Here is a 26,013-nt window from a genome sequence, read left to right as displayed (position 1 = left end):
CCTCCGAGATTCACGTGCGGTCGCGCAGCGCTTTCAGCACGCGGTCCGAGATCTCCTCGACACTGCCGACGCCGTCGACGGTCACCAGGATGCCGGCGTAGTACTCGAGCAGCGGCGCGGTGTCCGACACGTAGATCTGCTGACGGCGGCGGATGACGTCTTCGGTGTCGTCCGCGCGGCCCCGCGACATGAGGCGGCCGACGACGACGTCCTCCGGCACCTGCAGCTGGATCACCGCGGTGAGGGAAGCGTCCGCCTCGCCGAGGATCTCGCCGAGGACCTCGGCCTGCTTGGTGTTGCGGGGGAAGCCGTCGAGCAGGAAGCCGGCCTTCGCGTCCGGCTCCGCGAGCCGCTCACGGACCATCTCGTTCGTCACCGAGTCGGGCACGAGCTCCCCCGAGTCCAGGTAGCGCTTGGCTTCCTGGCCGAGCGGGGTCTCCTGGCCGACGTGGGCGCGGAACAGGTCGCCGGTCGAGATGTGCGGGATCCGCAACTGCTCGGACAGCGCCACCGCCTGCGTACCTTTGCCCGCGCCGGGCGGACCCACGAGAACCAGCCGCGTCACTTCAAGAACCCTTCGTAGTTGCGCTGCATCAGCTGGCTTTCGATCTGCTTCACGGTGTCGAGCCCGACACCGACCATGATCAGCACAGCCGTGCCACCGAACGGGAAGTTCTGGTTGTTCCCGCTACCGGTCAACGACAGGAAGAAGTTCGGGAGGATCGCGATGATACCGAGGTACAGCGAGCCCGGCAGGGTGATCCGGCCGAGCACGTAGCTCAGGTACTCCGCGGTCGGCCGGCCCGGGCGGATGCCCGGGATGAACCCGCCGAACTTCTTCATCTCATCCGCACGCTCGTCCACGTTGAACGTGATCGTGATGTAGAAGTACGTGAAGAAGATGATCAGGGCGAAGTACAGCGCGATGTGCACCCAGCTGGACTGGTTCACGATGTAGTTCTTGATGAAGACCTGCCAGCCGGAGTTGGCGTTCTGGTCGCCGACGAGGCGGCTGATCAGGTCCGGCAGGTACAGCAGGGAAGACGCGAAGATGACCGGGATGACGCCGGCCTGGTTCACCTTGATCGGCAGGTAGGTCGACGTGCCGCCGTACATCCGGCGGCCGATCATGCGCTTGGCGTACTGCACCGGGATCCGGCGCTGCCCCTGCTCGACGAAGATGACGCTGGCGATGATCACCAGGCCGAAGACGCAGACGATCGTCAGGCCGAGACCACCCGCGTTGCTGAGGATGTTGCCGCCCTCGACCGGGATGCGCGCGGCGATGTTCAGGAAGATCAGGACGGACATGCCGTTGCCGACACCGCGTTCGGTGATCAGCTCACCCAGCCACATCATGACGGCGGTGCCCGCGGTCATGGTGATGACGATGATCGCCAGCGAGTAGACGCTGTTGTCCGGGATGATCGGCGAGTCGCAGTCCGGGAAGAGCTGCTTGCGGTCCGCGAGCGCGACCACACCCGTGGCCTGCAGGATCGCCAGCGCGACCGTCAGGTACCGGGTGTACTGGGTCAGCTTGCCCTGGCCGGACTGCCCTTCCTTCTTCAGCTCCTCGAACCGAGGGATGACGACGGTCAGCAGCTGGATGATGATGCTCGCCGTGATGTACGGCATGATGCCGGTCGAGAAGAGCGACAACTGCAGCAGCGCACCACCGCTGAACAGGTTCAGCAGCTGGTAGACGCCCTCCTGCTGCGCCTGGGAGCTGCACGCCTGAACGGCTCCGTACGAGATCCCGGGGGCCGGAATGGTCGCACCGATTCGGTAGACCGCGACGATGGCTAGCGTGAACAGGATCTTCTTGCGTAGATCCGGCGTCGCGAGAGCCGAGCGGAAGGCGCTGAGCACGCGGGGGACCTCCTCGGCGTCGTCGGCTGTCCTAACCGACGATCGGCTTGGCCGGCACGGGTGGCCGGCGGGAACACAGCACTACTGGCACGCAAGCCAGGAACGCTTCGGGGCACACTCGTCCCGAAGCGTGTCGCCGACTCTAACAGCTTCACAGGGCGTGTCCGCAGTGCGTGTGCGTTTTCCGTACCAAGGTTGCTCCGGCGGGTTGATCCACTTCGGCGACTTGGCTGTATTCCTTGACACACCGGGCCGTGATCATGGTGGATCCGGGCCCTTTCCGGGTCAGGAACCGGCCGTCGCGAGGACGCCGGCGAGGCCGACCAGGACCACTCCGGTACCGCGGTCCACGTTGCGCCGCGCGCGTGGCGACGGCTTGATCGACTTCACCGCGGCGCCGACGCCGACGTAGGCCGAGCCGGCCAGGAACTCGGCCAGCAGGTACACCCCGCCCAGCAGCGCGATCTGCGCCGGAAAGGGCCCGTGAGCTGGCTCGATGAACTGCGGGACGAAGGCGGTGAAGATGAGGATGGCCTTCGGGTTGGTGATCGCGACGCCGAACTCCTTGCGCGCGACCCGCCACGCGGACATTGGCACGGCGGGCTGTTCGGCCGCTTCGGCGGCGTCGTCGGCGGCGTCACGGCGGCGGATCGTGGACCACAGCAGGCGCGATCCGAGCCAAAGCAGGTAGGCGGCCCCGGCCCACTTGATGATCGTGAGCGCGGTTTCGGAGGCGGCGAGCAGCTGCCCGAGCCCGGCCGCCACGGCCGTGATCAACAGCGTGAACGCGACCAGCCTGCCGACCAGTCCGGCGAGCCCGCGGCGAACACCGTGCGTCATGCCGTGGTGCAGACCGAGCAGGTTGTTCGCCCCTGGCGTAAGCGCGACGAGCACCGACGCGCCGAAGAAGAGCAGTACCCACACGACGACCACCTCCACGTCCACCGTAACGACGGCGGCGAGCGGTTAACGGCGCTCGGGATCCTCCGGCGGCAGCACGGTGATGGCGATGCCGGAGAGCGGGGTGGGCGTGTCCGCGTAGGCGGCGCCGGGGTCCGCCCAGGCCGGGCTCGGCTCGGCGGGCGTCAGGTGGCCCAGCACCGCGGACGCGGCGGCGAGGACGACGCCGATGATCAGCGACCACAGACCGAGGCCGAGGCTGACGTCCAGGCCTTCGTCGCCGAGACCGGAGGAGAACCCGAAGGCGCTCATCCCGATGGTGGCGGCCACGCCGGCGGCGAAGCTCGCCCCGATCACGGTGAGCCGGGCACCGAGCCGGCCGGATCGCCTCGTGAAGCTGAAGACCGCCGCGGCCGCCAGCACCGCGACCGCGATCACGATCGGGATCCCGACGGGCGCCGCAGGCTGGTCGATCGAGTAGTTGCCCTCCGCGGAGACCTGGCTGCTCCAGGCGGACTGGGTGAAGACCAGCTTGGGCGTGAAGAACGTCTGCTGGGGCGTCACGTGCTGCTCGATCCGGAGCAGCGGCAGGAAGCTCGCGCCGAGGACCAGCAACGTCCCGAGCACCACGAGGAGCGGCGCGAGCACCCGCGGCGGTCCGGTGGCCGGTTTCGGAGACTCCGGAGCGGGCGTCTCGGCCGGTGCCTGCGGCGCGGCAGGCGGCGAGCCGGGCAGGATCGCGACCGGGACCGGCTCGGTGGGCGGGCTTTGGCTGTCGGACAGCGAAAGCTGCGGTTGCGGCGCTCCGACCGGGAAGGCGCCGGCCGGTTCGGGCCGGGGCGCCTCGACGGGGAACGCCAAAGGCGACCCCTCTGCCGCTGGTCGCTCTGCCGGGGACTTCACCGCATCGGGATCGGCCGGGCCGAACAGGTCCCCCGTCGCAGAGCCCGACGTCTCCACCGGGAAGGCCAGCGGCGACGCGGGGGCGTCCGGCTCCGCAGGCCGTGGTGACCCGGGACGCGCCGGTTCCGGCGTTCCGGAGGGCTCCGCAGGCCGCGGCCCGTCGGACGGGTCTGGCGGGTTCGGGTCCTGCGGCGATCTGTCCACTCTGCGATCTTCCGCGCCGGATCCGGTATCGGCAAGAAACTCCGGTTCAGCGCCCCGGTCGCTCGGGCGGTGCTTCCGGCGGGAGGACCGTGATCGAGACTCCGTCGAGCGCCTGGACCGCCGGCATCGCGAACCCCGACGGCGGGGTGTCCGTGTCGGCGTAGGCCACCGCCGGGTCGGCCCAGTCCGCGCCGCGGTGGCCGTCCGCGCGGTGGGTCAGCACCGCCGCGGCCGCGGCCACCAGCGTGCCGCCGATGAGGAGCCACATGCCCGGCTCGGTGGACAGGTCGATGCTGCCGTAGTCCGCACGCGCCCCCTGGCCGAGGCCGACCACCTCGATGGTGAGGACGACGCCGGCGGCGAAGACCACGCCCACCTGGCCCAGCCACCCGCCCAGGCGCCGGCGGGCGAAGAGGAGGCCCGTCGCGGCGGCGAGCAGCACCACCATCACGATGATCGGGAAGCCGAAGGGCGCGCTGGGCCGGGCGAGGGACTCCTGCGCGGTGAACTCGATCCGGGTCCCCCACGCCGACGTCGTGATGACGGCCATGGCGCCGGCCTGCAGCTGGGAAAGCGGGTACACGGCGCGGAAGAGCGGCAGGAACAGCCCGCCGGCCATGAGCACGGTGGCCAGCGCGTAGAGCCCCGGTGCGAGGAGAGCCCGCTTCCGCCGCGGCGTCGTGGCGGGCGGCGGGGGCTGCTGAGGGGTGTCCACTCGCTGATCTTCCAGGCGAAATGCCCGGTGGGCAAGGCTGCCGCGCGAGGCGCGGAAACGCCGAAGGCCCGCCTGGCTGGGCCAGGCGGGCCTTCGGTCAGTACTGCGAACGAGCTCAGTTGGTGGTGGCGGAGCCACCGGCCGCTTCGAGCTTCTCCTTGGCGGAGCCGGAGAAACCGTCGGCGGTCACGTCGAGCTTGACGCCGTCGACGTCACCGTTGCCGAGCACCTTGACGAGCTTGCCCTTGCGGACGAGACCCTTGGAGACGAGCTCCTCGGCGCCGACCTTGCCACCGTCCGGGAAGACGCGGGCGATGTCGCCCACGTTCACCGGCTGGTACTCGGTGCGGAAGCGGTTCTTGAAGCCGCGAAGCTTCGGGAGCCGCATGTGGATGGGCATCTGCCCACCCTCGAAGCCGGCGGGCACGTTCTTCCGGGCCTTGGTGCCCTTGGTACCGCGACCGGCGGTCTTGCCCTTCGAACCCTCACCACGACCGACGCGCATCTTCTCGCGCTTGGCGCCCGGAGCCGGACGCAGGTGGTGGATCTTGATGGCCGTCATGCCTGGACCTCCTCGACCTCCACCAGGTGGCGGACGGTGTGGATCAGGCCGCGCACCTGGGGGGTGTCATCACGCACGACGCTCTGGCGGATCTTGCGCAGCCCGAGGGTGCGCAGCGACTCGCGGTGAGCGTGCTTCGTGCCGATCTTGCTCTTGATCTGGGTGACTTTGAGCTGAGTCATGTCAGGACCCCTGACCCGCGCGCTGGCGCAGCATCCGGGCCGGAGCGACGTCCTCGAGCGGGAGACCGCGGCGGGCCGCGACCTCTTCGGGACGCTGCAGACCCTTCAGGGCCGCCACAGTCGCGTGCACGATGTTGATCGCGTTGTCGGAGCCGAGCGACTTCGACAGCACGTCGTGCACGCCCGCGCACTCCAGCACCGCGCGCACCGGGCCACCGGCGATGACGCCGGTACCGGCGGAAGCCGGACGGAGCAGCACGACACCGGCGGCTTCCTCACCCGTGATCGGGTGGGGAATGGTGCCACCGACGCGGGGGACGCGGAAGAAGTTCTTCTTCGCTTCCTCGACGCCCTTGGCGATCGCCGCGGGAACTTCCTTGGCCTTGCCGTAGCCGACGCCGACCTGACCGTCACCGTCACCGACGACGACGAGGGCGGTGAAGCTGAAGCGACGACCACCCTTGACGACCTTGGCGACGCGGTTGATCGTCACGACCTTCTCGAGGTGCGGGGTCTTGTCCTGGCCGGCCCCGCCACGGCCGCTGTCGCGCCGGTCCCGGCCGCCACCGCGACGGTCATTGCGGTCGTTGCCGCCCTGCCCGCCGGGTCCGCCCTGTCCGCCGCCGAATTGCCGTGTACGTCCCGGCATCAGGCTGTCCCTTCTTGCTTCTGCAACTGCATGGTCGTCAGAACTCCAACCCCGCCTCACGGGCGGCGTCGGCGAGCGCGGCGATGCGGCCGTGGTAGGCGTTGCCCCCACGGTCGAACACCACTGCCGAGATCCCGGCGTTCTTGGCCCGGGCCGCGACGAGTTCCCCGACCTTGGCGGCCTTGGCCTTCTTGTCGCCGTCCAGCGCCCGCACGTCCGCCTCGAGGGTGGACGCCGACGCCAGCGTGTGGCCGGCGAGGTCGTCGATGACCTGCACGGCGATGTGCCGCGAAGACCGCTTGACGACCAGGCGCGGACGCTGTTCGGTGCCCGCGACCTTCTTGCGGAGCCGGAAGTGCCGACGGGTCTTCGCAACGCGGCGGCGGGTCGAGATGTCCTTGCCCACCGGCTTGCGCTTCGTAGTCGTGTCGCTCATGATCACTTACCCGTCTTTCCGACCTTGCGGCGGATCTTCTCACCCTCGTACCGCAGGCCCTTGCCCTTGTACGGGTCCGGGCGCCGCAGCTTGCGGATGACGGCCGAGATCTGGCCGACCTTCTGCTTGTCGATACCGGAGACCGAGAACCGGGTCGGGGTCTCCACCTTGAAGGTGATGCCTTCCGGGGCTTCGATCTTCACCGGGTGCGAGTAGCCCAGGGCGAACTCGAGGTCCGAGCCCTTGGCCTGCACGCGGTAACCGACACCGTGGATCTCGAGCTTCTTCTCGTAGCCGGCGGTGACGCCCACCACGAGGTTGTTCACGAGCGTGCGGGTGAGGCCGTGCATGGCCTTGCTGTAGCGCTCGTCGTCCGGGCGCTTGATCAGCAGGGTGCCTGCCTCGTCGCGCTCGACCGTGATCGGCTCGGCGATGGTGTGTTCCAGGGTCCCCTTGGGGCCCTTGACGCTGATGCGCTGACCGTCGATGGTCACCTCGACCCCGGAGGGGACGGCGACCGGCAGCTTTCCGATGCGTGACATGTCTGTGCCCCCTTCCTTACCAGACGTAGGCGAGGACTTCGCCGCCCACGCTGTTTCGCTTGGCCTGACGGTCCGTCTGCAGCCCCGAAGACGTCGAGAGGATCGCGACGCCGAGGCCACCCAGAACGGACGGCAGTTCGGTCGATTTTGCGTAGACCCGCAGGCCGGGCTTGGACACGCGCCGGAGGCCGGCGATGCTGCGCTCACGGTTGGGGCCGTACTTGAGCTCGACGATCAGGTTCTTGTGCTTCTCGCCCGGCTCGTCGCGGTAGCTCGCGATGTAACCCTCGCGCTTGAGGATCTCCGCGATGTTCGCCTTGAGCTTCGAGTGGGGAAGCACGACCTCGTCGTGGTACGCCGAGTTCGCGTTACGCAGACGGGTCAAGAAGTCTGCGATCGGGTCGGTCATCGTCATGGTGACCTGTCAACCTTTCTCGCCTGGTTCCCCGCTACCCGGGAGTTCCGGGCAGCGGGGCCTGTGGCGAAGTGGGAGTTAAAGATAAAGAAACGCTTCTACCAGCTGGACTTGCGGACCCCGGGCAGCTCGCCCGCGTGCGCCATCTCGCGAAGGCAGATCCGGCAGAGCCCGAACTTGCGGAACACCGCGTGCGGGCGGCCGCACCGCTGGCAACGGGTGTAGCCGCGCACGGCGAACTTCGGCTTCTTCGAGGCCTTGTGGACCAGTGCTTTCTTGGCCATCGGCTCAGTTCTCCTTGAACGGGAAGCCGAGCTTGCGCAGCAGCGCCCGGCCCTCGTCGTCGTTCGTGGCGGTCGTGACGACGGTGACGTCCATGCCGCGCGGGCGGTCGATGGAGTCAGGGTCGATCTCGTGGAACATCGACTGCTCGTTGAGACCGAACGTGTAGTTACCGTGGCCGTCGAACTGCTTCGGCGAAAGCCCGCGGAAGTCGCGGATACGCGGCAGCGCGATGGTCAGCAACCGGTCGAGGAACTCCCACATCCGGTCGCCGCGCAGCGTGACGCGCGCACCGATCGGCTGACCCTCGCGCAGCTTGAACTGCGCGATGGACTTGCGAGCCTTCCGGACCTCGGGCTTCTGGCCGGTGATCAGGGCGAGGTCCTTGACCGCACCGTCGATCAGCTTGCTGTCGCGAGCGGCGTCACCGACGCCCATGTTCACGACGACCTTCACGACGCCCGGGATCTGGTGGACGTTGACGAAGGAGAACTCCGCCTGCAGCTGGCCCTTGATCTCTTCGCGGTAGCGCACCTTGAGGCGCGGCGCGACCTTCTCTGCGGTGGTCATCAGATGTCCTTACCGTTCCGGCGCGAGATCCGGACCTTCTTGCCGTCCTCGCCGATGCGGTAACCCACCCGGGTCGGCTTGCCGTCCGCGTCGACCACCATCACGTTCGAGATGTGGATGGCGGCCTCCTGGGTGACGATGCCACCGGACTGCGCGCCGCGCTGGGTCTGGCTGATCCGCGTGTGCTTCTTGATCCGGTTCACGCCCTCGACCAGCACTCGGTCGCGCTCGGGGTAAGCCTGGATGACCTTGCCCTTGGCGCCCTTGTCCTTGCCGGCGATGACGACGACCGTGTCGCCCTTCTTCACCTTCATGACTTACAACACCTCCGGCGCGAGCGAAATGATCTTCATGAACTTTCGGTCACGCAGCTCGCGGCCCACCGGGCCGAAGATGCGGGTGCCGCGGGGCTCGTTGTCGTTCTTGATGAGCACGGCGGCGTTCTCGTCGAACCGGATGTAGGAACCGTCCGGACGACGACGCTCCTTGACCGTGCGGACGATGACCGCCTTGACGACGTCGCCCTTCTTCACCCCGGCAGCCGGGATGGCGTCCTTCACGGTGGCGACGATGATGTCGCCGATGCCGGCGTAGCGCCGCCCGGAGCCACCGAGAACCCGGATGCAGAGGATTTCCTTCGCACCCGTGTTGTCGGCTACCCGAAGCCGCGACTCCTGCTGGATCACGTCAACTCCTGTATGTCGCGCCGGTTCTCGCCAGCTCGTGAAAGGTCACAGTGAGCGAGCCTTGCGGAACTAAGGACTCTCGAGAGAGCCCTGCTTACTTGGCCTTCTCCACGATCTGCACCAGGCGCCACCGCTTCGTCGCCGACAGCGGGCGGGTCTCCATCAGGGTGACCCGGTCGCCCACGCCCGCCTCGTTGTTCTCGTCGTGCACCTTGACCTTGGTGGTGCTGCGAACGACCTTCGAGTAACGGGGGTGCTTCTTGCGGTCTTCGAGCTCGACCACGATCGTCTTGTTCATCTTGTCCGAAACCACGTAGCCCTCGCGGACCTTGCGGTCGTTCCGGGCCGGCGTCTCGGTGGTGGGCTCGCTCATGCGGCACCTTCACTCTCGGCGTCGGGGGCCACGGACAAGCCGAGTTCGCGCTCGCGCATGACCGTGTAGATCCGCGCGATGTCCGTGCGGACGGTGCGCAGACGGCGGTTGTTGTCGAGCTGCCCGGTCGCCATCTGGAAGCGGAGGTTGAAGAGCTCCTCCTTGTATTCCTTCAGACGCAGGACGAGCTCTTCCGCGGTGAGCTCACGCAGCTCCGATGCCAGAGCGGCACCTGCCTTCGCCATCAGAACTCACCACCTTCACGGGTCACGATGCGGCACTTCATGGGCAGCTTGTGGATCGCGCGACGGAGCGCCTCGCGGGCGGTCTCCTCGTTCGGGAAGCTGATCTCGAACATCACGCGACCCGGCTTCACGTTGGCGATCCACCACTCGGGCGAACCCTTACCGGAACCCATGCGGGTTTCGGCCGGCTTCTTCGTCAGCGGGCGGTCCGGGTAGATCGTCGTCCACACCTTGCCACCACGCTTGATGTGACGGGTCATGGCGATACGAGCGGACTCGATCTGCCGGTTCGTCACGTAGCTGTGCTCAAGCGCCTGGATGCCGTACTCGCCGAAGCTGACCTTCGTGCCACCCTTGGCGGCGCCGTGGCGCTTCGGGGAGTGCTGCTTCCGGTGCTTGACCCTGCGCGGGATGAGCACGTCTCAGCCCTCCGTCTTTTCTGCGGTCTCGGTGGCCGGGGCCGCCTCGGTCGTGGCGGCAGCGGCGGCGCGACCGGCTTCGGTCGAGGTGGCGGTCGTGCCCGACGCGCCGGAACGACGCGGACGGGCCGGCCGGTCACTGCGCTCGCGACGCGGCGCGCGCTCGGCGGCGTCACGGGCTTCGCGGGCCTTCAGGCCACCGACGAGCTCACCCTTGTAGATCCACACCTTGACGCCGATGCGACCGAACGTCGTCTTGGCCTCGAAGAAGCCGTAGTCGATGTCGGCGCGCAGCGTGTGCAGCGGGACACGGCCGTCGCGGTAGTGCTCGGAACGGGACATCTCGGCACCGCCGAGACGACCGCCGCACTGCACGCGAATGCCCTTGACCTGCGGCGAACGCATGGAGGTCTGGATCGCCTTCCGCATCGCGCGGCGGAACGCCACACGGTTGGAGAGCTGCTCCGCGACCGCCTGGGCGACCAGCTGGGCGTCGGCCTCGGGGTTCTTGACCTCGAGGATGTTCAGCTGGACCTGCTTCTTGGTCAGCTTCTCCAGCGCGCCGCGGATCCGGTCGGCTTCCGCGCCGCGGCGGCCGATGACGATGCCCGGCCGGGCGGTGTGGATGTCGACGCGGACGCGGTCACGGGTGCGCTCGATCTCGACCTTGGAGATGCCGGCGCGCTCCATGCCCGTCGCCAGCAGCTTCCGGATCTTGACGTCCTCGGCCACGTACTCGGCGTACTGCTTGTCGGCGTACCAGCGCGACTTCCAGTCCGTGGTGATACCCAGGCGGAAACCGTGCGGGTTGATTTTCTGGCCCACTACCGGCCACCTGCCTTCTTCTTGCTCTGAGCCTTCTGCGCGGCGGCCGGACGCGACTCCACCTCGACGGTGATGTGGCTGGTCCGCTTGCGGATCCGGTACGCGCGCCCCTGGGCCCGCGGGCGGATGCGCTTGAGGGTCGGGCCCTCGTCGGCGTACGCGTTCTTGACCCAGAGCGTCTCCGGGTCCAGCTGAAGGTTGTTCTCGGCGTTGGCCACGGCGCTCGCGAGCACCTTCGCGACCGGCTCGCTCGCCGCCTGGGGGGCGAAGCGGAGCACGGCCAAGGCGTCGGCGGCGCTACGTCCCTTGATGAGCTCGATGACCCGGCGCACCTTGGTAGGCGAATCCCGGACAAAGCGAGCCCGCGCGTAAGCCACAGGCAGAGCCTCGGCTACGTCGTTCTGGGCGTTCATCGCTAGTTCCTTGATCTCTCGTGCCCGCTCAGCGGCGGCGCGACTTCCGGTCGTCCTTGATGTGACCCTTGAAGGTCCGAGTCGGGGCGAACTCCCCCAGCTTGTGACCCACCATTGCCTCGGTGACGAACACCGGGACGTGCTTGCGGCCGTCGTGCACCGCGATCGTGTGACCCAGGAAGTCCGGGATGATCGTGGACCGACGCGACCAGGTCTTGATGACGGTCTTCTTGCCCGACTCGTTGAGAACGTCCACCTTCTTGAGCAGGTGGTCGTCCACGAAGGGGCCCTTTTTGAGGCTACGTGGCATGTTCTTCTACCTCCCTGCTCAGCGCTTGTTCTTGCCGGTACGGCGACGGCGGACGATCATCGCGTCGGATGCCTTGCGGCGACGCGTGCGACCTTCGGGCTTACCGTTCGGGTTGACGGGGTGACGACCACCGGACGTCTTGCCCTCGCCACCACCGTGCGGGTGGTCGACCGGGTTCATGACGACACCACGGACCGTGGGGCGCTTGCCGCGCCAGCGGTTGCGGCCGGCCTTGCCCCAGTTGATGTTGGCGTGCTCGGAGTTGCCGACCTCGCCGATGGTGGCGCGGTTGCGCACGTCCACGTTGCGGATCTCACCCGAGGGGAGACGCAGCTGGGCGTACGGACCGTCCTTGGCGACGAGCTGCACCTTCGCGCCCGCGGACCGCGCCATCTTCGCGCCGCCACCGGGGCGGAGCTCGATCGCGTGGATCACGGTACCGACCGGGATGTTGCGCAGCGGCAGGTTGTTGCCCGGCTTGATGTCGGCGCGGGGGCCGTTCTCAACCGTGTCACCCTGACGAAGCTTCTCCGGTGCGATGATGTAGCGCTTCTCACCGTCGGCGTAGTGCAGCAGCGCGATGCGAGCGGACCGGTTGGGGTCGTACTCGATGTGCGCGACCTTGGCGGGAACGCCGTCCTTGTCGTTCCGGCGGAAGTCGATCAGCCGGTACGCACGCTTGTGGCCACCACCCTTGTGCCGGGTGGTGATCTTGCCGGACGAGTTGCGACCGCCCGTGCCGCTCAGCGGACGCAGCAGCGACTTCTCGGGAGTCGAGCGGGTGATCTCGGCGAAATCCGAGACGCTCGAACCGCGACGACCCGGGGTCGTCGGCTTGTACTTGCGGATGCCCATGTCAGCTCAGTCCTTTACGCGGTGGGTCCGCCGAAGATCTCGATCGCCTTGCTCTCAGGCGAAAGAGTCACGATGGCGCGCTTCGTGTCCTTGCGCTTGCCGAAGCCTGCGCGAGTCCGCTTCCGCTTGCCCTGGCGGTTGGCCGTGTTGACGCTGACCACCTTGACGCCGAACACCTTTTCGACCGCGATCTTGATCTGGGTCTTGTTGGCGTCCGGACGAACGATGAACGTGTACTTGTGGTCCTCGAGCAGTCCGTAGGACTTCTCGGAGATCACCGGCGCGAGCAAGATGTCGCGGGGATCGGCAATGGCGACCGAACTCACTGCTCGTCACTCCCTTCCGAAACCTCGCTCGACCGCGCGGAAGCCTTCGCGCTCTTGCCCCGGGCGGGGCCGGCGACGAAGCCGTCGTAAGCGGCCTTGGTGAACACGACGTCGTCGTTGACCAGCACGTCGTAGGTGTTGAGCTGGTCGAACCAGATCAGGTGAACCTCGGGGAGGTTCCGCAGGGAAACCCAGCTGTACTCGTCGTCCCGGTGCAGCACCACGAGCACGCGCGTCGCCTGCGTCACCGCGGCGAGAACGGCCTTGGCGGCCTTCGTGGACGGCTTCTCACCCGTCACCAGTTCGGTGACGATGTGCAGCTGGCCGGCGCGAGCCCGGTCCGAGAGGGCGCCACGCAGAGCGGCGGCCTTCATCTTCTTCGGGGTGCGCTGGGAGTAGTCACGCGGCGTGGGGCCGTGGACGACGCCACCGCCGACGAACTGCGGCGCACGGGTCGAACCCTGGCGGGCACGGCCGGTGCCCTTCTGGCGGTACGGCTTCTTGCCGCCACCGCGAACCTCGCCACGGGTCTTCGTGTCGTGCGTGCCCTGGCGGCCGGCGGCCTGCTGGGCCACCACCACCTGGTGCATCAGCGCGACATTGGCCTGCACGTCGAAGATCTCCTCGGGGAGGTCCACGGTGCCGTCGGCTTTACCGGCCGGGGTCTTCAGCTCGACGCTTGTCATTCGGAGTTACCACCCTTCGCGGCGCTGCGCACGAACAGCAGGCCGCCCTTGGGACCGGGCACGGCGCCCTTGATCAGCAGCAGGCCGTCCTCGGCACGCACCGCGTGCACGGTCAGGTTCTGCGTGGTGACGCGGTCGGAACCCATCCGACCGGCCATGCGCACGCCCTTGAAGACGCGGCCCGGGGTGGCACAGCCACCGATCGAGCCCGGCCGGCGGTGCACCGCCTGCGCACCGTGGCTCGCGCCCTGGCCCTTGAAGCCGTGGCGCTTCATGACGCCCGCGTAGCCCTTGCCCTTGCTGGTACCGGTGACGTCGACCTCGACGCCGGCGGCGAACACCTCGGCGGTGATCTCCTGGCCGACCTCATAGGTCTCGGCGTCGGTGGTGCGCAGCTCGGCAAGGAAGCGGCGCGGCGTCACGCCCGCCTTGTCGTAGTGGCCGGTGCGCGGCTTGTTCACCCTGCGCGGGTCGACCGCGCCGAACGCCAGCTGCACGGCCGTGTAGCCGTCCTTGTCCTGGGTCCGAACCTGGGTCACCACGTTCGGACCGGCCTTGACGACCGTGACCGGGACGACCCGGTTCAGTTCGTCGAAGACCTGGGTCATGCCGAGCTTGGTGCCCAGGATGCCCTTCATTTGCCTGTCAGACATGAGTCTCTTATCTCCGCCGCTCGCCCAACGCTTACTGGATGTTGACGTCGACGCTCGCCGGCAGATCGATGCGCATGAGCGCGTCGACCGTCTTCGGCGTCGGGTCGAGGATGTCGATCAGACGCTTGTGCGTGCGCATCTCGAAGTGCTCGCGCGAGTCCTTGTACTTGTGCGGCGAGCGGATGACGCAGTAAACGTTCTTCTCGGTGGGCAGCGGCACCGGCCCGACAACACGGGCGCCGGTGCGCGTGACCGTCTCCACGATCTTGCGCGCCGAGGTGTCGATCGCCTCGTGGTCGTAGGCCTTGAGCCGGATGCGGATCTTCTGTCCCGCCATGGTGGCTGCTCGTTCCTTGTCGTCTCGTGCCGCTATCTCACAAAACCCGCCCCGGATGTTGCCATCCGGTCCCGAGTTTCCGCAGTTCAACGGCCCTGTCCCCGGTCCACGCGGTCGGGCGTGTCGCGCCCGACGCACAGACGGATCCCGCGGGATCGTCGTCTTGCCTGGTCTTCCTCAACGTGAGGAGGCTATGTGCCGACACGCTTTCGCAAGCACTGCCGGCTCACCGCCTTTGCCCGCTCGCCTCACCCGAAGGAAAGTGCTCCGCGGACCGTGGCCACTCGCACCGAGGCGGCCGGATCCCCGAAAGGATCGGCCGCCCCAGGACGAGCAACCTGAATAGTGTCGCACACGTGATTTGACGCCCCGGACCCGGGGGTGTATCAGCCCCGGGCGGGGCGCCGAATCACTTGATGATCTTGGTGACCTGACCCGCACCGACGGTGCGGCCACCCTCGCGGATGGCGAAGCGCAGGTTCACGTCCATGGCGATCGGCTGGATCAGCGCCACCGAGATGTCGGTGTTGTCGCCCGGCATGACCATTTCGGTGCCCTCGGGGAGGGTCACGACGCCGGTCACGTCCGTGGTGCGGAAGTAGAACTGCGGGCGGTAGTTGTTGAAGAAGGGGGTGTGACGGCCACCCTCGTCCTTCGACAGGATGTAGACCCGGCCCTCGAAGTCGGTGTGCGGGGTGGTGGTACCCGGCTTCACGACGACCTGACCGCGCTCGACGTCCTCACGCTTGATACCGCGGACGAGGAGGCCGACGTTGTCGCCCGCCTGGCCCTGGTCCAGCAGCTTGCGGAACATCTCGACACCGGTGACAGTCGTCTTGGTCGACTTCTCCTTGATGCCGACGATCTCGACCTCTTCGTTCACGTTGACCACGCCACGCTCGACGCGGCCGGTGACGACAGTGCCGCGACCGGTGATCGTGAAGACGTCCTCGATCGGCATGAGGAACGGCTTGTCGAGCTCGCGCACCGGGTCCGGCACGTTGTCGTCGACAGCGTTCATCAGCTCGAGAACGGCTTCGCCCCACTTCTCGTCGCCCTCAAGGGCCTTGAGGCCCGAGACGCGCACGACCGGAGCGTCGTCGCCCGGGAACTCCTGCGAGGACAGCAGCTCACGGACCTCCAGCTCGACGAGCTCGAGGATCTCCTCGTCGTCGACCATGTCGGCCTTGTTCAGCGCGACCACGATGTAGGGCACGCCGACCTGGCGGGCGAGCAGCACGTGCTCACGGGTCTGCGGCATCGGGCCGTCGGTCGCCGCGACCACGAGGATCGCGCCGTCCATCTGAGCGGCACCGGTGATCATGTTCTTGATGTAGTCAGCGTGACCGGGGGCGTCGACGTGCGCGTAGTGACGCTTCTCGGTCTGGTACTCGACGTGCGAGATGTTGATCGTGATACCGCGCTGACGCTCTTCGGGCGCGTTGTCGATCTGGTCGAACGCACGCGACTCGTTGAGCGCCGGGTACTTGTCGTGCAGAACCTTGGTGATCGCCGCGGTCAGCGTGGTCTTGCCGTGGTCGACGTGACCGATGGTCCCGATGTTGACGTGCGGCTTGCTCCGCTCGAACTTCGCCTTCGCCACTGGAATGTCCTCCTGGACTGATTTCGCTTTGTGCTCGGGGGCCGGCGTGGCTGCCGACCCCCGAATGTTCCTTCGTCGGTGCTGCGGACGTTCAGGAGTTCCCTTAATGCCCGCGCGCGGTGGGGGGAGTTACTCCCCCGTCGCCTTCGCGATGATTTCCTTCGCGACGTTCGCGGGAACCTCGGCGTAGGAGTCGAACAACATGGAGTAGTTCGCCCGGCCCTGGGTGCGGGACCGAAGGTCACCGACGTAGCCGAACATCTCCGACAGCGGGACCAGCGCCTTCACGACGCGGATGCCCGCCCGCTCCTCCATGGCCTGGATCTGGCCACGACGGGAGTTGAGGTCACCGATGACATCGCCCATGTAGTCCTCGGGCGTGGTCACCTCGACCGCCATCATCGGCTCCAGGATCACCGGGCCGGCCTTCTTCGCGGCTTCCTTCATCGCCATGGAACCGGCGATCTTGAACGCCATCTCCGAAGAGTCGACCTCGTGGTAAGCACCGTCCAGCAAGGTGAACTTCAACCCGACGAGCGGGTAGCCGGCCAGGACGCCGTACTGCATCGCGTCCTGCGCGCCCGCGTCGACCGACGGGATGTACTCCCGCGGCACGCGGCCACCGGACACCTTGTTGACGAACTCGTAGAGCGCGCCATCGGTGCGCTCGAGCGGCTCCAGCTTCACGATGACCTTCGCGAACTGGCCGGAACCACCGGTCTGCTTCTTGTGGACGAAGTCGAGCTTCTCCACCGTCTTCTTGATCGTCTCGCGGTAAGCGACCTGCGGCTTGCCGATGTTCGCCTCGACCTTGTAGTCGGACTTCATCCGGTTCACCAGCACCTCGAGGTGCAGCTCGCCCATACCCGCGATGATCGTCTGGCCGGTGTCCTCGTCCAGCTTGACCTGGAACGTCGGGTCCTCTTCGGCCAGCTTCTGGATCGCCAGGGACAGCTTCTCCTGGTCGGCCTTCGTCTTCGGTTCGATCGCGACCCGGATGACCGGCTCGGGGAACGTCATCGACTCGAGCACGATCGGGTTCTGCGGGTCCGCCAGGGTGTCACCCGTGGTGGTGTCCTTCAGCCCGATGACCGCGTAGATGTGGCCGACCTGGGCGTCATTGACCGGGTTCTCCTTGTTGGAGTGCATCTGGAAGATCTTCCCGATGCGCTCCTTCCGGTCCTTGGTCGCGTTGACGACCTGGGCGCCGGCGGCGACCTTGCCCGAGTACACCCGGATGTAGGTCAGCTTGCCGAAGAACGGGTGCGCGGCGATCTTGAACGCGAGCGCGGCGAACGGCTCGTCGACCGACGCCTTGCGGGACGCGACGGTCTCGCCGTCGGGCAGCAGGCCCTCGACGGCCGGGACGTCCAGCGGGGTCGGCAGGTAGTCGATGACCGCGTCGAGCATGGGCTGCACGCCCTTGTTCTTGAACGCGGAACCGGCCAGCACCGGGAAGACCTGGCTGGTGATGGTGAGCTTGCGGATGCCGGACTTGATCTCGGCCTCCGTGAGCTCCTCACCCTCGAGGAACTTCTCCATCAGCGTGTCGTCCGCCTCGGAGACGGTCTCGATCAGCTTCTCGCGGTACTCCGCGGCCAGCTCGGCCAGCTCGGCCGGGATGTCCTCGACGGAGTAGTCCTCGCCCTTCTGGACCTCGCCACGCCAGGTCAGCGCCTTCATGCGGACCAGGTCGACGACGCCTTCGAAGTCGTTCTCGGCACCGATCGGCAGCTGGATGACCAGCGGCCGGACGCCGAGACGATCGATGATCGTCTTGACCGTGTAGTAGAAGTCCGCGCCGAGCTTGTCCATCTTGTTGACGAAGCAGATGCGCGGGACGTCGTACTTGTCCGCCTGCCGCCAGACCTGCTCGGACTGCGGCTCGACGCCTTCCTTGCCGTCGAAGACCGCGACCGCGCCATCGAGCACCCGGAGGTTGCGCTCCACCTCGACGGTGAAGTCGACGTGGCCCGGGGTGTCGATGATGTTGATCTGGTGGTCGTCCCAGAAGGTGGTGGTGGCAGCCGAGGTGATGGTGATACCCCGCTTCTGCTCCTCCTCCATCCAGTCCATGGTGGCGGCGCCGTCGTGGACTTCACCGATCTTGTAGTTGACCCCGGTGTAGAACAGGATCCGCTCGGTGGTCGTCGTCTTGCCGGCGTCGATGTGGGCCATGATGCCGATGTTGCGGACCTTGTTCAGGTCGGTCAGCACGTCACGTGCCACGAGAGTGTTCCCCTGTTCTCAAGCTTGGGGCCCGGCATGGCTTGATCGACAGCCGGGCGATCATCACCAGCGGTAGTGCGCGAAGGCCCGGTTGGACTCGGCCATCTTGTGCGTGTCCTCGCGGCGCTTCACGCTGGCACCGAGGCCGTTGGAAGCGTCGAGGAGCTCGTTCTGCAGGCGCTCGATCATCGTCTTCTCGCGACGAGCCTGCGAGAAGGAGACCAGCCAGCGCAGCGCCAGGGTCGTGGAGCGACCCGGCTTGACCTCGATCGGCACCTGGTAGGTGGCGCCACCGACGCGGCGGCTCTTCACCTCGATGGTGGGCTTCACGTTGTCGAGAGCGCGCTTCAGCGTGACGACCGGGTCGGTGCCGGACTTCTCGCGAGCGCCTTCGAGCGCGCCGTACACGATGCGCTCGGCGAGGGAGCGCTTCCCGTCCTTCAGCACCTTGTTCACCAGCTGGGTGACCAGCGGGGAGGCGTAGACGGGGTCGGAGATCAGCGGCCGCTTGGGGGCCGGACCCTTGCGGGGCATTAGCTCTTCTCCTTCTTCGCGCCGTAGCGGCTGCGCGCCTGCTTGCGGTTCTTCACACCCTGGGTGTCGAGAGAACCACGGATGATCTTGTAGCGGACACCCGGAAGGTCCTTCACACGACCACCGCGCACGAGCACCATCGAGTGCTCCTGCAGGTTGTGGCCCTCACCGGGGATGTAGGCGGTGACCTCGATGCCGCTGGTCAGCTTCACACGCGCGACCTTGCGCAGCGCCGAGTTCGGCTTCTTGGGGGTCGTGGTGTACACGCGAGTGCACACGCCACGCCGCTGCGGGCTCCCCTTGAGGGCCGCGGTCTTCTGCTTGGCAGCCTTGTCCTGGCGGCCCTTGCGGACCAGCTGCTGGATCGTGGGCAATGGACCAGCTTCCTGTCGTGATCTTGCTTCTACGTGTCTTCACCGGCCCCCGCGGTCGGGCGTGTCGGCCCGCGTCACGGTCTCTCGACCGGTAACTTCCCGTAGGGATTTTCCGTCGCAACCCCGACCTGCCGAAGCCGGTGACCGGGTGCCTGAGCACCCCGCCCATGCCGCACGGCACGCGGAGCGGCCCGACGCCTGCCGGGCACGGTCTCCAAAGATACCCGCCCATCTACCGGACGGGCGAAGCGGGGGGTCTGAAGGTCGACGAACCCTCAGCCTACCTCTCAACACGGGCGGAGCGCCGGACATTCCGCAGGGTGGCGCGGCCGGGCCCGACGGGGCCGGGAACGCCGCCACGGCCCCGTTTCGCGCCCCGCCGCTCAGTCCTCTTCGGGCTTCGCGTGGTCCGGCTTGCCCGGGTTCGGGTCACGCGAGAGATCGATCAGCGGGTGCACACCGGCCCCCTCGGGCGCCGCGTGGCTGCCGCTCTGCTTGCGGTCTTCCTCTTCGGACCGTCCGGCCCCTTCGGTGCTGCTCATCACACACTCCTAGCGCTTGTCCCCTGCTTCCCCTTGCGGCCGAAACCTACCCATTTCCCGATCGGGTGACGCAGTGGGATCGGATCCGCCGTTCCCTGCGTCACACCGTCGCCGAGGGGCCACGATGGGTGGACCACGTACCGGGCGTTCGGGAGGAAGCAGGACATGTCGGCGGAGTTCGACCAGCTGGTCGCCGAGTTCCAGCGGTTCGAGGCAGGTATCCGGGACGCCGACGAGCGGTTCGCCGGGCTGGACGGGATGCGGCAGGAGCTGACCGGGCTGCGGGCGACCGCGGCGTCGCCGGACGGCGGGGTCACGGTGGTCACCGGGCCGGGTGGCGCGGTCCTCGACGTCACGTTCACCGACGCGGCGCTCGCGAAGGGGCCGCAGGCGCTGTCGGCGGCCCTGGTGGCGACGCTGCGGGAAGCCGTCGGCGCGGCCGCGCGCCGGCAGGCCGTCATCGTCCAGGAGCACGTGGGCGACGACGGGCTCGTCGAGCAGGTCCTCGAAACGCAGGCCGAGGCGTTCGGAACCAGCGTCGAAGAACTGCGGTCGAAGCTGGCGGAAGAGACCGCGCCGCCGGTCGCAGCTCCCGAGGACTTCTCCGAAGACCGGGTCCTGCGGAAGGCCGACGCCCCGGACCCGCCGGCGGCCCCGCCCGCGAGCGGCGGGTCCGCGGGCGACAGCTTCCTGCGCAACCTGTTCGAAGAGGAGGACTGATGCCCGACGGTGCCGGTGGTTACCAGGTCCGGGTGGACGCGCTGCACAGCTACGCCGGCGTGCTCGGCAAGTACCGCGAGCAGGGCGCGAAGTTCACCGAGAAGGTCGGCCAGGCCGACGTCGGGGACAAGTCCTGGGGCGTGGTGGGCCTGTTCACCAAGCACGGGTACGACGAGACGCTGCGCGAGCTGCGTGACCTGCTGGGGTCGATGGCCGACGGCCTGACCTCGGCGCAGGAGAAGTTCACCGACGCGGCGCGCGTCTACCAGGGCACCGAGGACGACCACAAAGCCTTCTTCGGGCAGGTCGAGGTCCTGCTCGACGGGCCGAAGAAGCCGTAGGGGGACCGACGATGGCGGAGTTCCAGGACGTCGCGAGCGGCGTCACGGTCAAGCCGGACGACCCGGCCACCGTGCTCGGGGTGAACGCCGGCAACGCGGTCAAGGCGACGCCGTTCGCGGGCAGCGCTGTGACCGTCGGCCAAGACGCCGTCTCGGTGGTCAAGGCCGTCGCCGCGCCGCACCCCGACGGCGCGGACATCACGCTCGGGCTCACCTCGATCGCCACCGACACGGCGGGCTTCATCCAGTCGAGCTCCAGCACGATCACCGACATCGCCACCGACCCGCTCGGCTGGCTCGTCGGCCAGGGGCTGAACTTCCTGCTCAGCGCCATCCAGCCGATCCAGGACGCGATCCACTTCGTCAGCGGCGACGGCCCGGCGCTCGGCGTCGCGGCGGAGAACTTCTCCGCGATCGCCACCGGTCTGGACCAGCTGGCGAAGAACTTCGCCGAGGTCGCCGACTCTTCGCTCGCGCAGTGGCAGGGCGACGCGGGTGACGCGGCCCGCCGGTCGCTCGGCGAGTTCGCGCACGGCATCGGCGGCGTCTCCGCGAAGTCCGGAGACCTGGCGCAGATGCTGCAGCTGAGCAGCATGCTGATGAGCTTCGTCGAGGACCTGATCAAGGCGATCCTGACCGAGCTGATCACCTGGCTGATCATGATCTGGGTGCCGGCGCTGGCCGCCGCGGTGCCGACCTGCGGCGCGTCGGTGGCCACCGCGGGGACGGCGTCCGAGGTCAAGCTCGGCACCACCACGGCGAAGACGACGCAGAAGGTGTCCAAGGTCCGCGAGCTGCTGCAGAAGATCCTCGCCTGGCTGGAGAAGATGAAGGCCGAGCTGGCCGCGTCGAAGCTCGGCCGGGTGTTCGCCGGCTCCGACACCGGCAAGGCGCTCGCGAAGATCACCAAGGGCAACGAAGGCCGGACGCTGCTCGAGAAGACCATGGGTGAGAACGGGATGCTCGGCAAGCGCTGGGCCAAGGCCTGGGAGAACCCGGTCAAGGACGCGGCGGGCAACGTCCAGTACACGCCGACGATCCTGAAGACCGGCGCCACCGAGGTCCTGAAGAAGGGCGGCGAGGCCGCGGTCAAGGGCGTGCTCGGGTTCGACCCGGCCAACCCCGGCGACAACCCGGCCAAGACGGTCAACGACCACCTCGGCAAGCTCAACAGCCACGTCAAGAACGCCAAGAAGGCGAGCGACTACGGCGAAACGGGCCGGGACCAGCCGGACGACGAGACCCGCGCGGACCTGGACTTCTGACGATGCACCTCGCCGATGGTGGCAACGCCGGAGCGGTGATCCTCGGGATCGCGCTCGTCGTGGTGGTGATCGCGGCCGTCGTCGGGCTCTGGTGGCGGTCGCAGACGAAGTCGTTGGAGAACCGGAAAGAGCACTGGTTCAAGGCCTTCGCGGCCGAGCGCGGGGGCACGTTCCACAGTGGCGTCCCGGGCGAAGAGGGCGCGGCGCCCACGTTCGGCGTCGTCCACCCGACCGGCCGGCCGCTGGCGGACCACCCGCGCGAGACCTGGGTCGAGTTCCGCCACCGCGACCGGCCGGTGATCGGGATCGACGACCAGGAGCCGTACCGCAACTTCGACGACCACACCCACCTGCGCGACACCCACGTCACCCAGGTGCGCGTGCCGGAGTGCCCGGAGCTGCGGATCGTCGCCGGCCGGGCGATGACCATGCCGACGCTGCCGCCGGACTCGCGCCTCGAGGGCGAGCTCGCCCGCTGGCTGGCCGCGCACCCGCGGTTCGCGCAGCGGGACGTCGTCGTCGAGCACGGGTCGGCGCGGACCTGGGGCCCGGGCTGCGCGACGCGGCAGAACCTCGTGGCCGAGGCCGACTACCTGGCCGACCTGGCCGGGAACCTGCCCGCGGCCCTGTGGGAGCACTCGCCGCGGTAGCCGTCAGCGGCGGCGGGACGTCAGGTGCGTGAGGCCGGCCGACAAGGCGAACACCACGCCCAGGCCCACGACGTACGGCCCGGCGAGCAGGGCGAACCCGGCGCCGATGTTGGCGTCCGGCTCGTCGGAGGTGGCCCGGAAACCGATCGCGCCCACCGACAGCAGGACCGCACCCGCCGTGATCAGCAGGACGGCCACGATCGTGAGGCGCTTCGTGACAGGCGTCATGCCTTCATGGTGCCCGGGGTCGGGCGCCGCCGCTGAATTCGGTGGACAGCTTCCCCAGGATGGGGATGTGGAGTGGAACATCACCGAGGTCCCCGTCAGTCACCCGGACGCCGTCGCGATCATGCGCGAGTACATGGAGGAAGTCGCTTCGCGGTACTACGGCCGCCCGGTCACCGACGCGGAGATGGCGATCGCGCTCGCCGACGAGCCGGGCACCGACCTGGTCGCCCCGACCGGGGCGTTCCTGCTGGGCCGGTGGGACGGCGTGCTCGCCGGCTGCGTCGGCACCCGCGTCCTCGAGCCGGGGGTCGGCGAGCTGACGAAGATGTACGTCAAGCCCGCCCACCGCGGCTCGGGAGCGGCCCCGCGGCTGGTCGCGGCGGCCGAGGACGCGGCCCGCCGGCTCGGCGCGCGGCACATGCGGCTCGACACCCGCCACGACCTCGTCGAGGCCCGGGCGCTCTACGCGCGGACCGGGTACGCCGAGGTCGAGCCCTTCAACGACGACCAGTACGCCGAGCACTGGTTCGCGAAAAGCCTGGCCTAGCAACGGTCTTCCCGGCTTCGAGCAGCTCGTCGCCGACGTCGGGCCGGAGCTGGACCGCTGCGTCGTCAACGGCCGGGACGCAGGCCGAGCGGCTGGATGCGGACCTCGACGTCGATGGCGGCCTGCTGCTCACGGACTTCGCCGCCCCGGCGGGATCTGGCTGCGGGGCCGTGCGGATCGGTGACGAGCTGCGGCTGTGTGGCGGTCACCGCGGCGATCGCGATCACCGCGATGCCGAGTCACCGTCCAAACCGGACCGTGCGACGAAGTAGCTCGACACCGCGAGGTGCTGCGGTGTGTCGGTTTCGTGGGAGAAACCGTCGCCGCCGAGCGTCAGGTTTGTCGTAGGCGCCCCGATGCGGGCCGCGCCCGGCGTGCCGGGGTTGATCGGGGCCGCGCCGACGACGGTCGGCAGGTCGCCGCCCCGCCCTGCTGCGCCTTCGCGTTCGTGTCGACCCGGCCCTGGACCTCCTCGATCGTGTCGTCCGCCGAGAGCGTGCCTTTCTGCCGCCCGACGATCGCGCGGTAGAGATACTTGTCGTCCGGGCTCGGCTGGATCCAGCCGCCGTTGGAGCCGGCGCCGTTCGAGTCGCTGTTCGGGCAGATCGCCTTGTTCTCGTCACCGGCCCAGACCAGCAGCCACTTCTTCGGCATACCCTCGGCGCGCGCCGCGAGATTCTTCGTCACCAGGTGTTTCGATCGCATTCGTCTCCCTGTTCCCTTTCCGGGCGGAAATGGCGCGCCGAACCACCGATTCGCCGGGGAATTGTTGGGGCACAACGGAAATTGTCACCAGCCAGGACCGCGAAATACGGTTGGTCACAATGGCGCAGCCCCGGCGCCTGAACGCCGGGGCTGCTCGTTACTTACTCGTTGTGAATTCCCGGGAACTCCGGGTCAGAATCGGTTGCCGCAGTCCGAGCAGAACATCGCGCCGGCCTTGTTGCTCTCGCTGCCGCAGCCGCCGCAGCGCACCTTCATCGCCAGCGCGGTGCCGCACGACTGGCAGAACTTGCCGCCTTCGGCCTTGAGGCCACAGCCCGGGCAGGACACCTTCGCGCGGGTGTCGATGTCGAGACCGGACGTCCAGTCCCGCTCGCGGGCCTTGTCCCAGATCTGGTCGCGCTGCGCGGAAGCCTGCGCGCGCGAGATCTCCTCGGCGACGCTCGGCGAGCAGCGCAGGCACTGGCCGATCTCCTCGTTCCAGCACTGGTCGTGGCACATCCAGTCGCCGCAGCCGCGGCACTGCCGGAAGCTCGGGGTGATCTCCTTGACGGCCGCGGCCAGCGCGCGGTCCTTGGCGGGCGAGTTCGTCGCGCGGTCGTAGCGCCACTGGTCGGCCGAGTTGCTCAGGTCCCGCAGCGTCCCGCCGAAGAACGAGCCGACGGTGCGAAGCACGCTTCGCCCGGTTTCCATGTTGTCGCGCTGGAACGCGGAACGGAAACCGTTCCCACAGCGTTCACAGCGGAACTCGAACTGGTACCCCTGCGTGTTGGAGAGGTCCGAGAAGTTGTCCGTGAAGGGCACAGAGTCAGCCACAGCCCATCTTCCCCAGCCGACCGCGGTCACGGTGACGGAAGATTTGCCGACAACGGCTCGGCTACCGGACGTCACGACCGCGGGCGCGAAAACCGTTACACCGCACGCAAATCGGCCAAAAGCCGTCAAGTCTCCCCCTGAGCGGCGGCTGATCGCGAGACGATTTCCTGCTAGACGTGCGGTATGCCGATTTCCACCCGGATACGCACCCTCGCCGTCACTCTCGCGGCCCTGTCCACCTTCGCCGTCCCCGGCCCGGCCGAGGCGACCACCACGTCGCACGAGTTCGTCGCCCTGTCCGATGTCGCGCCGTCGATCCTGCAGGACATCCGCTACGCCACCCCGCACAACTTCGTCGGCCGGCGCGTCGACGGGTACCTCGAGCCCACCTGCGTCCTGACCCGGCAGGCCGCCGAGGGCCTGCGCACCGCCCAGGCGCGGCTGCGAAAGCTGGGCTACACGCTCAAGGTCTACGACTGCTACCGGCCGCAACGCGCGGTCGACCACTTCGTGCGGTGGGCGAAGGACCTCGCCGACGAGAAGATGAAGGCCGAGTTCTACCCGAACGTCGCCAAGGACCGGCTCTTCGAGGACGGCTACATCGCCGAGAAGTCCGGGCACAGCCGCGGCAGCACCATGGACCTCACGCTCGTCAGGATCCCGCCGCGGCCGCAGCGGCCCTACTTCCCTGGCGAACCGCTGAGGCCGTGCTTCGCGCCGCAGGGCAGCCGCTTCCCCGACAACATGGTCGACATGGGCACGGGTTACGACTGCTTCGACCCGCTCGCCCACACCGACAACCCGGCGATCACGGGCATCGCGCGGCAGCACCGCGACCTGCTCCGGACCACCCTGATCGCGGCGGGCTTCCACAACCTGCCCGAGGAGTGGTGGCACTACACCCTGGACAACGAGCCGTTCCCGGACACGTACTTCGACTTCCCGGTGAGCCGCCACGGCCTCCCGTGAACGACGGTCCCCCGGTCCACTGTGGACCGGGGGCACTGTCTCGCTCAGCTCTGTCACCGCAGCCCGGCGGCATGTGAGCAAGCCGGTCAGCGCCACGGCCCCGGCGCAAGAGCCG

The 26,013-nt window shown here is 68.1% G+C and carries 40 protein-coding genes and 1 pseudogene; 6 read left to right on the top strand and 35 right to left on the bottom strand.

What is annotated here, in order from left to right; genetic code table 11:
• Window positions 1–10: 10 nt before the first annotated feature.
• The 31 genes from OG439_RS42255 to OG439_RS42105 all read right to left on the bottom strand — a co-directional run bounded on the left by OG439_RS42255 (window position 11) and on the right by OG439_RS42105 (window position 19,639).
• Window positions 11–565, bottom strand: coding sequence for an adenylate kinase (locus OG439_RS42255; RefSeq protein WP_247060543.1), 555 nt, complete (start codon window positions 563–565; stop codon window positions 11–13).
• Entirely contained in the window at window positions 562–1,869 is a 1,308-nt protein-coding gene (secY, locus tag OG439_RS42250) for a preprotein translocase subunit SecY (protein ID WP_247060542.1), read from the bottom strand. Before secY ends, OG439_RS42255 begins: the two co-directional genes overlap by 4 nt.
• 285 nt (window positions 1,870–2,154) lie before the next feature.
• Window positions 2,155–2,814: a LysE family translocator gene (locus OG439_RS42245; protein WP_326946022.1), complete on the bottom strand. Its 660-nt coding sequence runs from the start codon at window positions 2,812–2,814 to the stop codon at window positions 2,155–2,157.
• Window positions 2,815–2,835: 21 nt separating this feature from the next.
• Window positions 2,836–3,630: a hypothetical protein gene (locus OG439_RS42240; protein WP_326946021.1), complete on the bottom strand. Its 795-nt coding sequence runs from the start codon at window positions 3,628–3,630 to the stop codon at window positions 2,836–2,838.
• A 292-nt stretch (window positions 3,631–3,922) separates the two neighbouring features.
• Window positions 3,923–4,591 (bottom strand): hypothetical protein, encoded by a 669-nt coding sequence (locus OG439_RS42235; protein ID WP_326946020.1) that lies wholly within the window; start codon window positions 4,589–4,591, stop codon window positions 3,923–3,925.
• A gap of 115 nt (window positions 4,592–4,706) precedes the next feature.
• The gene (rplO, locus tag OG439_RS42230; protein WP_326946019.1) at window positions 4,707–5,153 is read right to left on the bottom strand and encodes a 50S ribosomal protein L15; all 447 of its coding nucleotides are present in this window, start codon (window positions 5,151–5,153) and stop codon (window positions 4,707–4,709) included.
• Complete coding sequence (gene rpmD / locus OG439_RS42225; RefSeq protein ID WP_247060536.1) at window positions 5,150–5,335, bottom strand: 50S ribosomal protein L30; 186 nt, start codon at window positions 5,333–5,335, stop codon at window positions 5,150–5,152. Before rpmD ends, rplO begins: the two co-directional genes overlap by 4 nt.
• Before the next feature lies 1 nt (window position 5,336).
• On the bottom strand, window positions 5,337–5,984 hold the full coding sequence (gene rpsE, locus OG439_RS42220; protein ID WP_247060534.1) for a 30S ribosomal protein S5: 648 nt from the start codon (window positions 5,982–5,984) through the stop codon (window positions 5,337–5,339).
• 37 nt (window positions 5,985–6,021) lie between these two features.
• Complete coding sequence (gene rplR / locus OG439_RS42215) at window positions 6,022–6,420, bottom strand: 50S ribosomal protein L18 (RefSeq protein WP_247060532.1); 399 nt, start codon at window positions 6,418–6,420, stop codon at window positions 6,022–6,024.
• A gap of 2 nt (window positions 6,421–6,422) precedes the next feature.
• Entirely contained in the window at window positions 6,423–6,962 is a 540-nt protein-coding gene (gene rplF, locus OG439_RS42210; protein WP_326946018.1) for a 50S ribosomal protein L6, read from the bottom strand.
• 16 nt (window positions 6,963–6,978) lie between these two features.
• On the bottom strand, window positions 6,979–7,377 hold the full coding sequence (rpsH, locus tag OG439_RS42205) for a 30S ribosomal protein S8 (protein ID WP_247060528.1): 399 nt from the start codon (window positions 7,375–7,377) through the stop codon (window positions 6,979–6,981).
• Between the two features lie 98 nt (window positions 7,378–7,475).
• Entirely contained in the window at window positions 7,476–7,661 is a 186-nt protein-coding gene (locus tag OG439_RS42200; protein ID WP_020643210.1) for a type Z 30S ribosomal protein S14, read from the bottom strand.
• Window positions 7,662–7,665: 4 nt separating this feature from the next.
• The gene (gene rplE / locus OG439_RS42195; RefSeq protein ID WP_247060525.1) at window positions 7,666–8,229 is read right to left on the bottom strand and encodes a 50S ribosomal protein L5; all 564 of its coding nucleotides are present in this window, start codon (window positions 8,227–8,229) and stop codon (window positions 7,666–7,668) included.
• Window positions 8,229–8,543, bottom strand: coding sequence for a 50S ribosomal protein L24 (gene rplX / locus OG439_RS42190; RefSeq protein WP_326946017.1), 315 nt, complete (start codon window positions 8,541–8,543; stop codon window positions 8,229–8,231). Before rplX ends, rplE begins: the two co-directional genes overlap by 1 nt.
• Before the next feature lie 3 nt (window positions 8,544–8,546).
• The gene (rplN, locus tag OG439_RS42185; protein ID WP_004558867.1) at window positions 8,547–8,915 is read right to left on the bottom strand and encodes a 50S ribosomal protein L14; all 369 of its coding nucleotides are present in this window, start codon (window positions 8,913–8,915) and stop codon (window positions 8,547–8,549) included.
• A gap of 94 nt (window positions 8,916–9,009) precedes the next feature.
• Window positions 9,010–9,288: a 30S ribosomal protein S17 gene (gene rpsQ, locus OG439_RS42180; RefSeq protein WP_013222609.1), complete on the bottom strand. Its 279-nt coding sequence runs from the start codon at window positions 9,286–9,288 to the stop codon at window positions 9,010–9,012.
• Entirely contained in the window at window positions 9,285–9,533 is a 249-nt protein-coding gene (gene rpmC, locus OG439_RS42175; protein WP_247060522.1) for a 50S ribosomal protein L29, read from the bottom strand. The genes rpsQ and rpmC overlap by 4 nt, the downstream gene beginning before the upstream one ends.
• Window positions 9,533–9,952 (bottom strand): 50S ribosomal protein L16, encoded by a 420-nt coding sequence (gene rplP, locus OG439_RS42170; RefSeq protein ID WP_004558864.1) that lies wholly within the window; start codon window positions 9,950–9,952, stop codon window positions 9,533–9,535. Before rplP ends, rpmC begins: the two co-directional genes overlap by 1 nt.
• Window positions 9,953–9,955: 3 nt before the next feature.
• Window positions 9,956–10,777, bottom strand: a complete 822-nt coding sequence (rpsC, locus tag OG439_RS42165) for a 30S ribosomal protein S3 (protein ID WP_247060521.1) — start codon at window positions 10,775–10,777, stop codon at window positions 9,956–9,958.
• Entirely contained in the window at window positions 10,777–11,190 is a 414-nt protein-coding gene (gene rplV, locus OG439_RS42160; RefSeq protein WP_247060520.1) for a 50S ribosomal protein L22, read from the bottom strand. Before rplV ends, rpsC begins: the two co-directional genes overlap by 1 nt.
• Window positions 11,191–11,218: 28 nt before the next feature.
• A complete protein-coding gene (rpsS, locus tag OG439_RS42155; RefSeq protein ID WP_026468892.1) occupies window positions 11,219–11,500 on the bottom strand; it encodes a 30S ribosomal protein S19 in 282 nt (93 codons plus the stop codon).
• 18 nt (window positions 11,501–11,518) lie between these two features.
• Window positions 11,519–12,355 carry a 50S ribosomal protein L2 gene (gene rplB / locus OG439_RS42150; RefSeq protein ID WP_247060519.1) on the bottom strand — a complete coding sequence of 279 codons (837 nt, stop codon included), beginning with the start codon at window positions 12,353–12,355 and terminating at the stop codon, window positions 11,519–11,521.
• Between the two features lie 14 nt (window positions 12,356–12,369).
• Complete coding sequence (rplW, locus tag OG439_RS42145) at window positions 12,370–12,681, bottom strand: 50S ribosomal protein L23 (RefSeq protein ID WP_091618496.1); 312 nt, start codon at window positions 12,679–12,681, stop codon at window positions 12,370–12,372.
• On the bottom strand, window positions 12,678–13,367 hold the full coding sequence (gene rplD, locus OG439_RS42140) for a 50S ribosomal protein L4 (RefSeq protein ID WP_247060518.1): 690 nt from the start codon (window positions 13,365–13,367) through the stop codon (window positions 12,678–12,680). The genes rplW and rplD overlap by 4 nt, the downstream gene beginning before the upstream one ends.
• Window positions 13,364–14,020 carry a 50S ribosomal protein L3 gene (rplC, locus tag OG439_RS42135; protein WP_247060517.1) on the bottom strand — a complete coding sequence of 219 codons (657 nt, stop codon included), beginning with the start codon at window positions 14,018–14,020 and terminating at the stop codon, window positions 13,364–13,366. Before rplC ends, rplD begins: the two co-directional genes overlap by 4 nt.
• A 31-nt stretch (window positions 14,021–14,051) precedes the next feature.
• Window positions 14,052–14,357 carry a 30S ribosomal protein S10 gene (rpsJ, locus tag OG439_RS42130; protein WP_003102098.1) on the bottom strand — a complete coding sequence of 102 codons (306 nt, stop codon included), beginning with the start codon at window positions 14,355–14,357 and terminating at the stop codon, window positions 14,052–14,054.
• A gap of 409 nt (window positions 14,358–14,766) precedes the next feature.
• Window positions 14,767–15,960 carry an elongation factor Tu gene (gene tuf / locus OG439_RS42125; RefSeq protein ID WP_326946016.1) on the bottom strand — a complete coding sequence of 398 codons (1,194 nt, stop codon included), beginning with the start codon at window positions 15,958–15,960 and terminating at the stop codon, window positions 14,767–14,769.
• 129 nt (window positions 15,961–16,089) lie between these two features.
• Window positions 16,090–18,189, bottom strand: coding sequence for an elongation factor G (gene fusA / locus OG439_RS42120; RefSeq protein ID WP_326946015.1), 2,100 nt, complete (start codon window positions 18,187–18,189; stop codon window positions 16,090–16,092).
• Window positions 18,190–18,252: 63 nt separating this feature from the next.
• Window positions 18,253–18,723, bottom strand: a complete 471-nt coding sequence (gene rpsG, locus OG439_RS42115) for a 30S ribosomal protein S7 (protein ID WP_247060514.1) — start codon at window positions 18,721–18,723, stop codon at window positions 18,253–18,255.
• The gene (gene rpsL, locus OG439_RS42110; protein WP_003102113.1) at window positions 18,723–19,097 is read right to left on the bottom strand and encodes a 30S ribosomal protein S12; all 375 of its coding nucleotides are present in this window, start codon (window positions 19,095–19,097) and stop codon (window positions 18,723–18,725) included. Before rpsL ends, rpsG begins: the two co-directional genes overlap by 1 nt.
• Before the next feature lie 383 nt (window positions 19,098–19,480).
• Window positions 19,481–19,639 (bottom strand): hypothetical protein, encoded by a 159-nt coding sequence (locus OG439_RS42105; RefSeq protein ID WP_247060512.1) that lies wholly within the window; start codon window positions 19,637–19,639, stop codon window positions 19,481–19,483.
• A 165-nt stretch (window positions 19,640–19,804) separates the two neighbouring features.
• Between OG439_RS42105 and OG439_RS42100 the strand changes: the two genes are divergently transcribed.
• Genes OG439_RS42100 through OG439_RS42085 form a run of 4 tightly spaced genes read left to right on the top strand, consistent with a single transcriptional unit; the run spans window position 19,805 to window position 22,615 of the window.
• Window positions 19,805–20,359 (top strand): YbaB/EbfC family nucleoid-associated protein, encoded by a 555-nt coding sequence (locus OG439_RS42100; protein ID WP_326946014.1) that lies wholly within the window; start codon window positions 19,805–19,807, stop codon window positions 20,357–20,359.
• Complete coding sequence (locus OG439_RS42095; protein WP_247060508.1) at window positions 20,359–20,700, top strand: hypothetical protein; 342 nt, start codon at window positions 20,359–20,361, stop codon at window positions 20,698–20,700. Before OG439_RS42100 ends, OG439_RS42095 begins: the two co-directional genes overlap by 1 nt.
• Before the next feature lie 11 nt (window positions 20,701–20,711).
• Window positions 20,712–21,965, top strand: coding sequence for a hypothetical protein (locus OG439_RS42090; RefSeq protein WP_326946013.1), 1,254 nt, complete (start codon window positions 20,712–20,714; stop codon window positions 21,963–21,965).
• A gap of 2 nt (window positions 21,966–21,967) precedes the next feature.
• Window positions 21,968–22,615, top strand: coding sequence for a hypothetical protein (locus OG439_RS42085; RefSeq protein WP_326946012.1), 648 nt, complete (start codon window positions 21,968–21,970; stop codon window positions 22,613–22,615).
• A 3-nt stretch (window positions 22,616–22,618) separates the two neighbouring features.
• Here OG439_RS42085 and OG439_RS42080 read toward each other — a convergent pair whose 3' ends face one another.
• Window positions 22,619–22,843, bottom strand: a complete 225-nt coding sequence (locus OG439_RS42080; RefSeq protein ID WP_247060505.1) for a hypothetical protein — start codon at window positions 22,841–22,843, stop codon at window positions 22,619–22,621.
• A gap of 67 nt (window positions 22,844–22,910) precedes the next feature.
• On the opposite strand from OG439_RS42080, the gene OG439_RS42075 reads away from it, so the two are divergent.
• Window positions 22,911–23,390: a GNAT family N-acetyltransferase gene (locus OG439_RS42075; protein WP_326946011.1), complete on the top strand. Its 480-nt coding sequence runs from the start codon at window positions 22,911–22,913 to the stop codon at window positions 23,388–23,390.
• 65 nt (window positions 23,391–23,455) lie between these two features.
• Here OG439_RS42075 and OG439_RS42070 read toward each other — a convergent pair whose 3' ends face one another.
• From OG439_RS42070 to OG439_RS42060, 3 genes and pseudogenes are all read right to left on the bottom strand, one after another.
• Complete coding sequence (locus tag OG439_RS42070; protein ID WP_326946010.1) at window positions 23,456–23,617, bottom strand: hypothetical protein; 162 nt, start codon at window positions 23,615–23,617, stop codon at window positions 23,456–23,458.
• A gap of 11 nt (window positions 23,618–23,628) precedes the next feature.
• A pseudogene (locus OG439_RS42065) lies at window positions 23,629–24,032 on the bottom strand (hypothetical protein); the annotation flags it as partial.
• Window positions 24,033–24,287: 255 nt separating this feature from the next.
• A complete protein-coding gene (locus OG439_RS42060; RefSeq protein WP_247060500.1) occupies window positions 24,288–24,929 on the bottom strand; it encodes a zinc ribbon domain-containing protein in 642 nt (213 codons plus the stop codon).
• 183 nt (window positions 24,930–25,112) lie between these two features.
• Here OG439_RS42060 and OG439_RS42055 point away from each other — a divergent pair, with 183 nt between their 5' ends.
• Window positions 25,113–25,898 (top strand): M15 family metallopeptidase, encoded by a 786-nt coding sequence (locus OG439_RS42055; protein ID WP_326946008.1) that lies wholly within the window; start codon window positions 25,113–25,115, stop codon window positions 25,896–25,898.
• Window positions 25,899–26,013 lie beyond the last annotated feature (115 nt).

The sequence above is a fragment of the Amycolatopsis sp. NBC_01307 genome (assembly GCF_035975215.1).
GTDB lineage: Bacteria > Actinomycetota > Actinomycetes > Mycobacteriales > Pseudonocardiaceae > Amycolatopsis.
The sequence above is the reverse complement of the archived record's forward strand: the minus strand, read 5'-3'. Positions and strand labels throughout refer to the sequence as shown.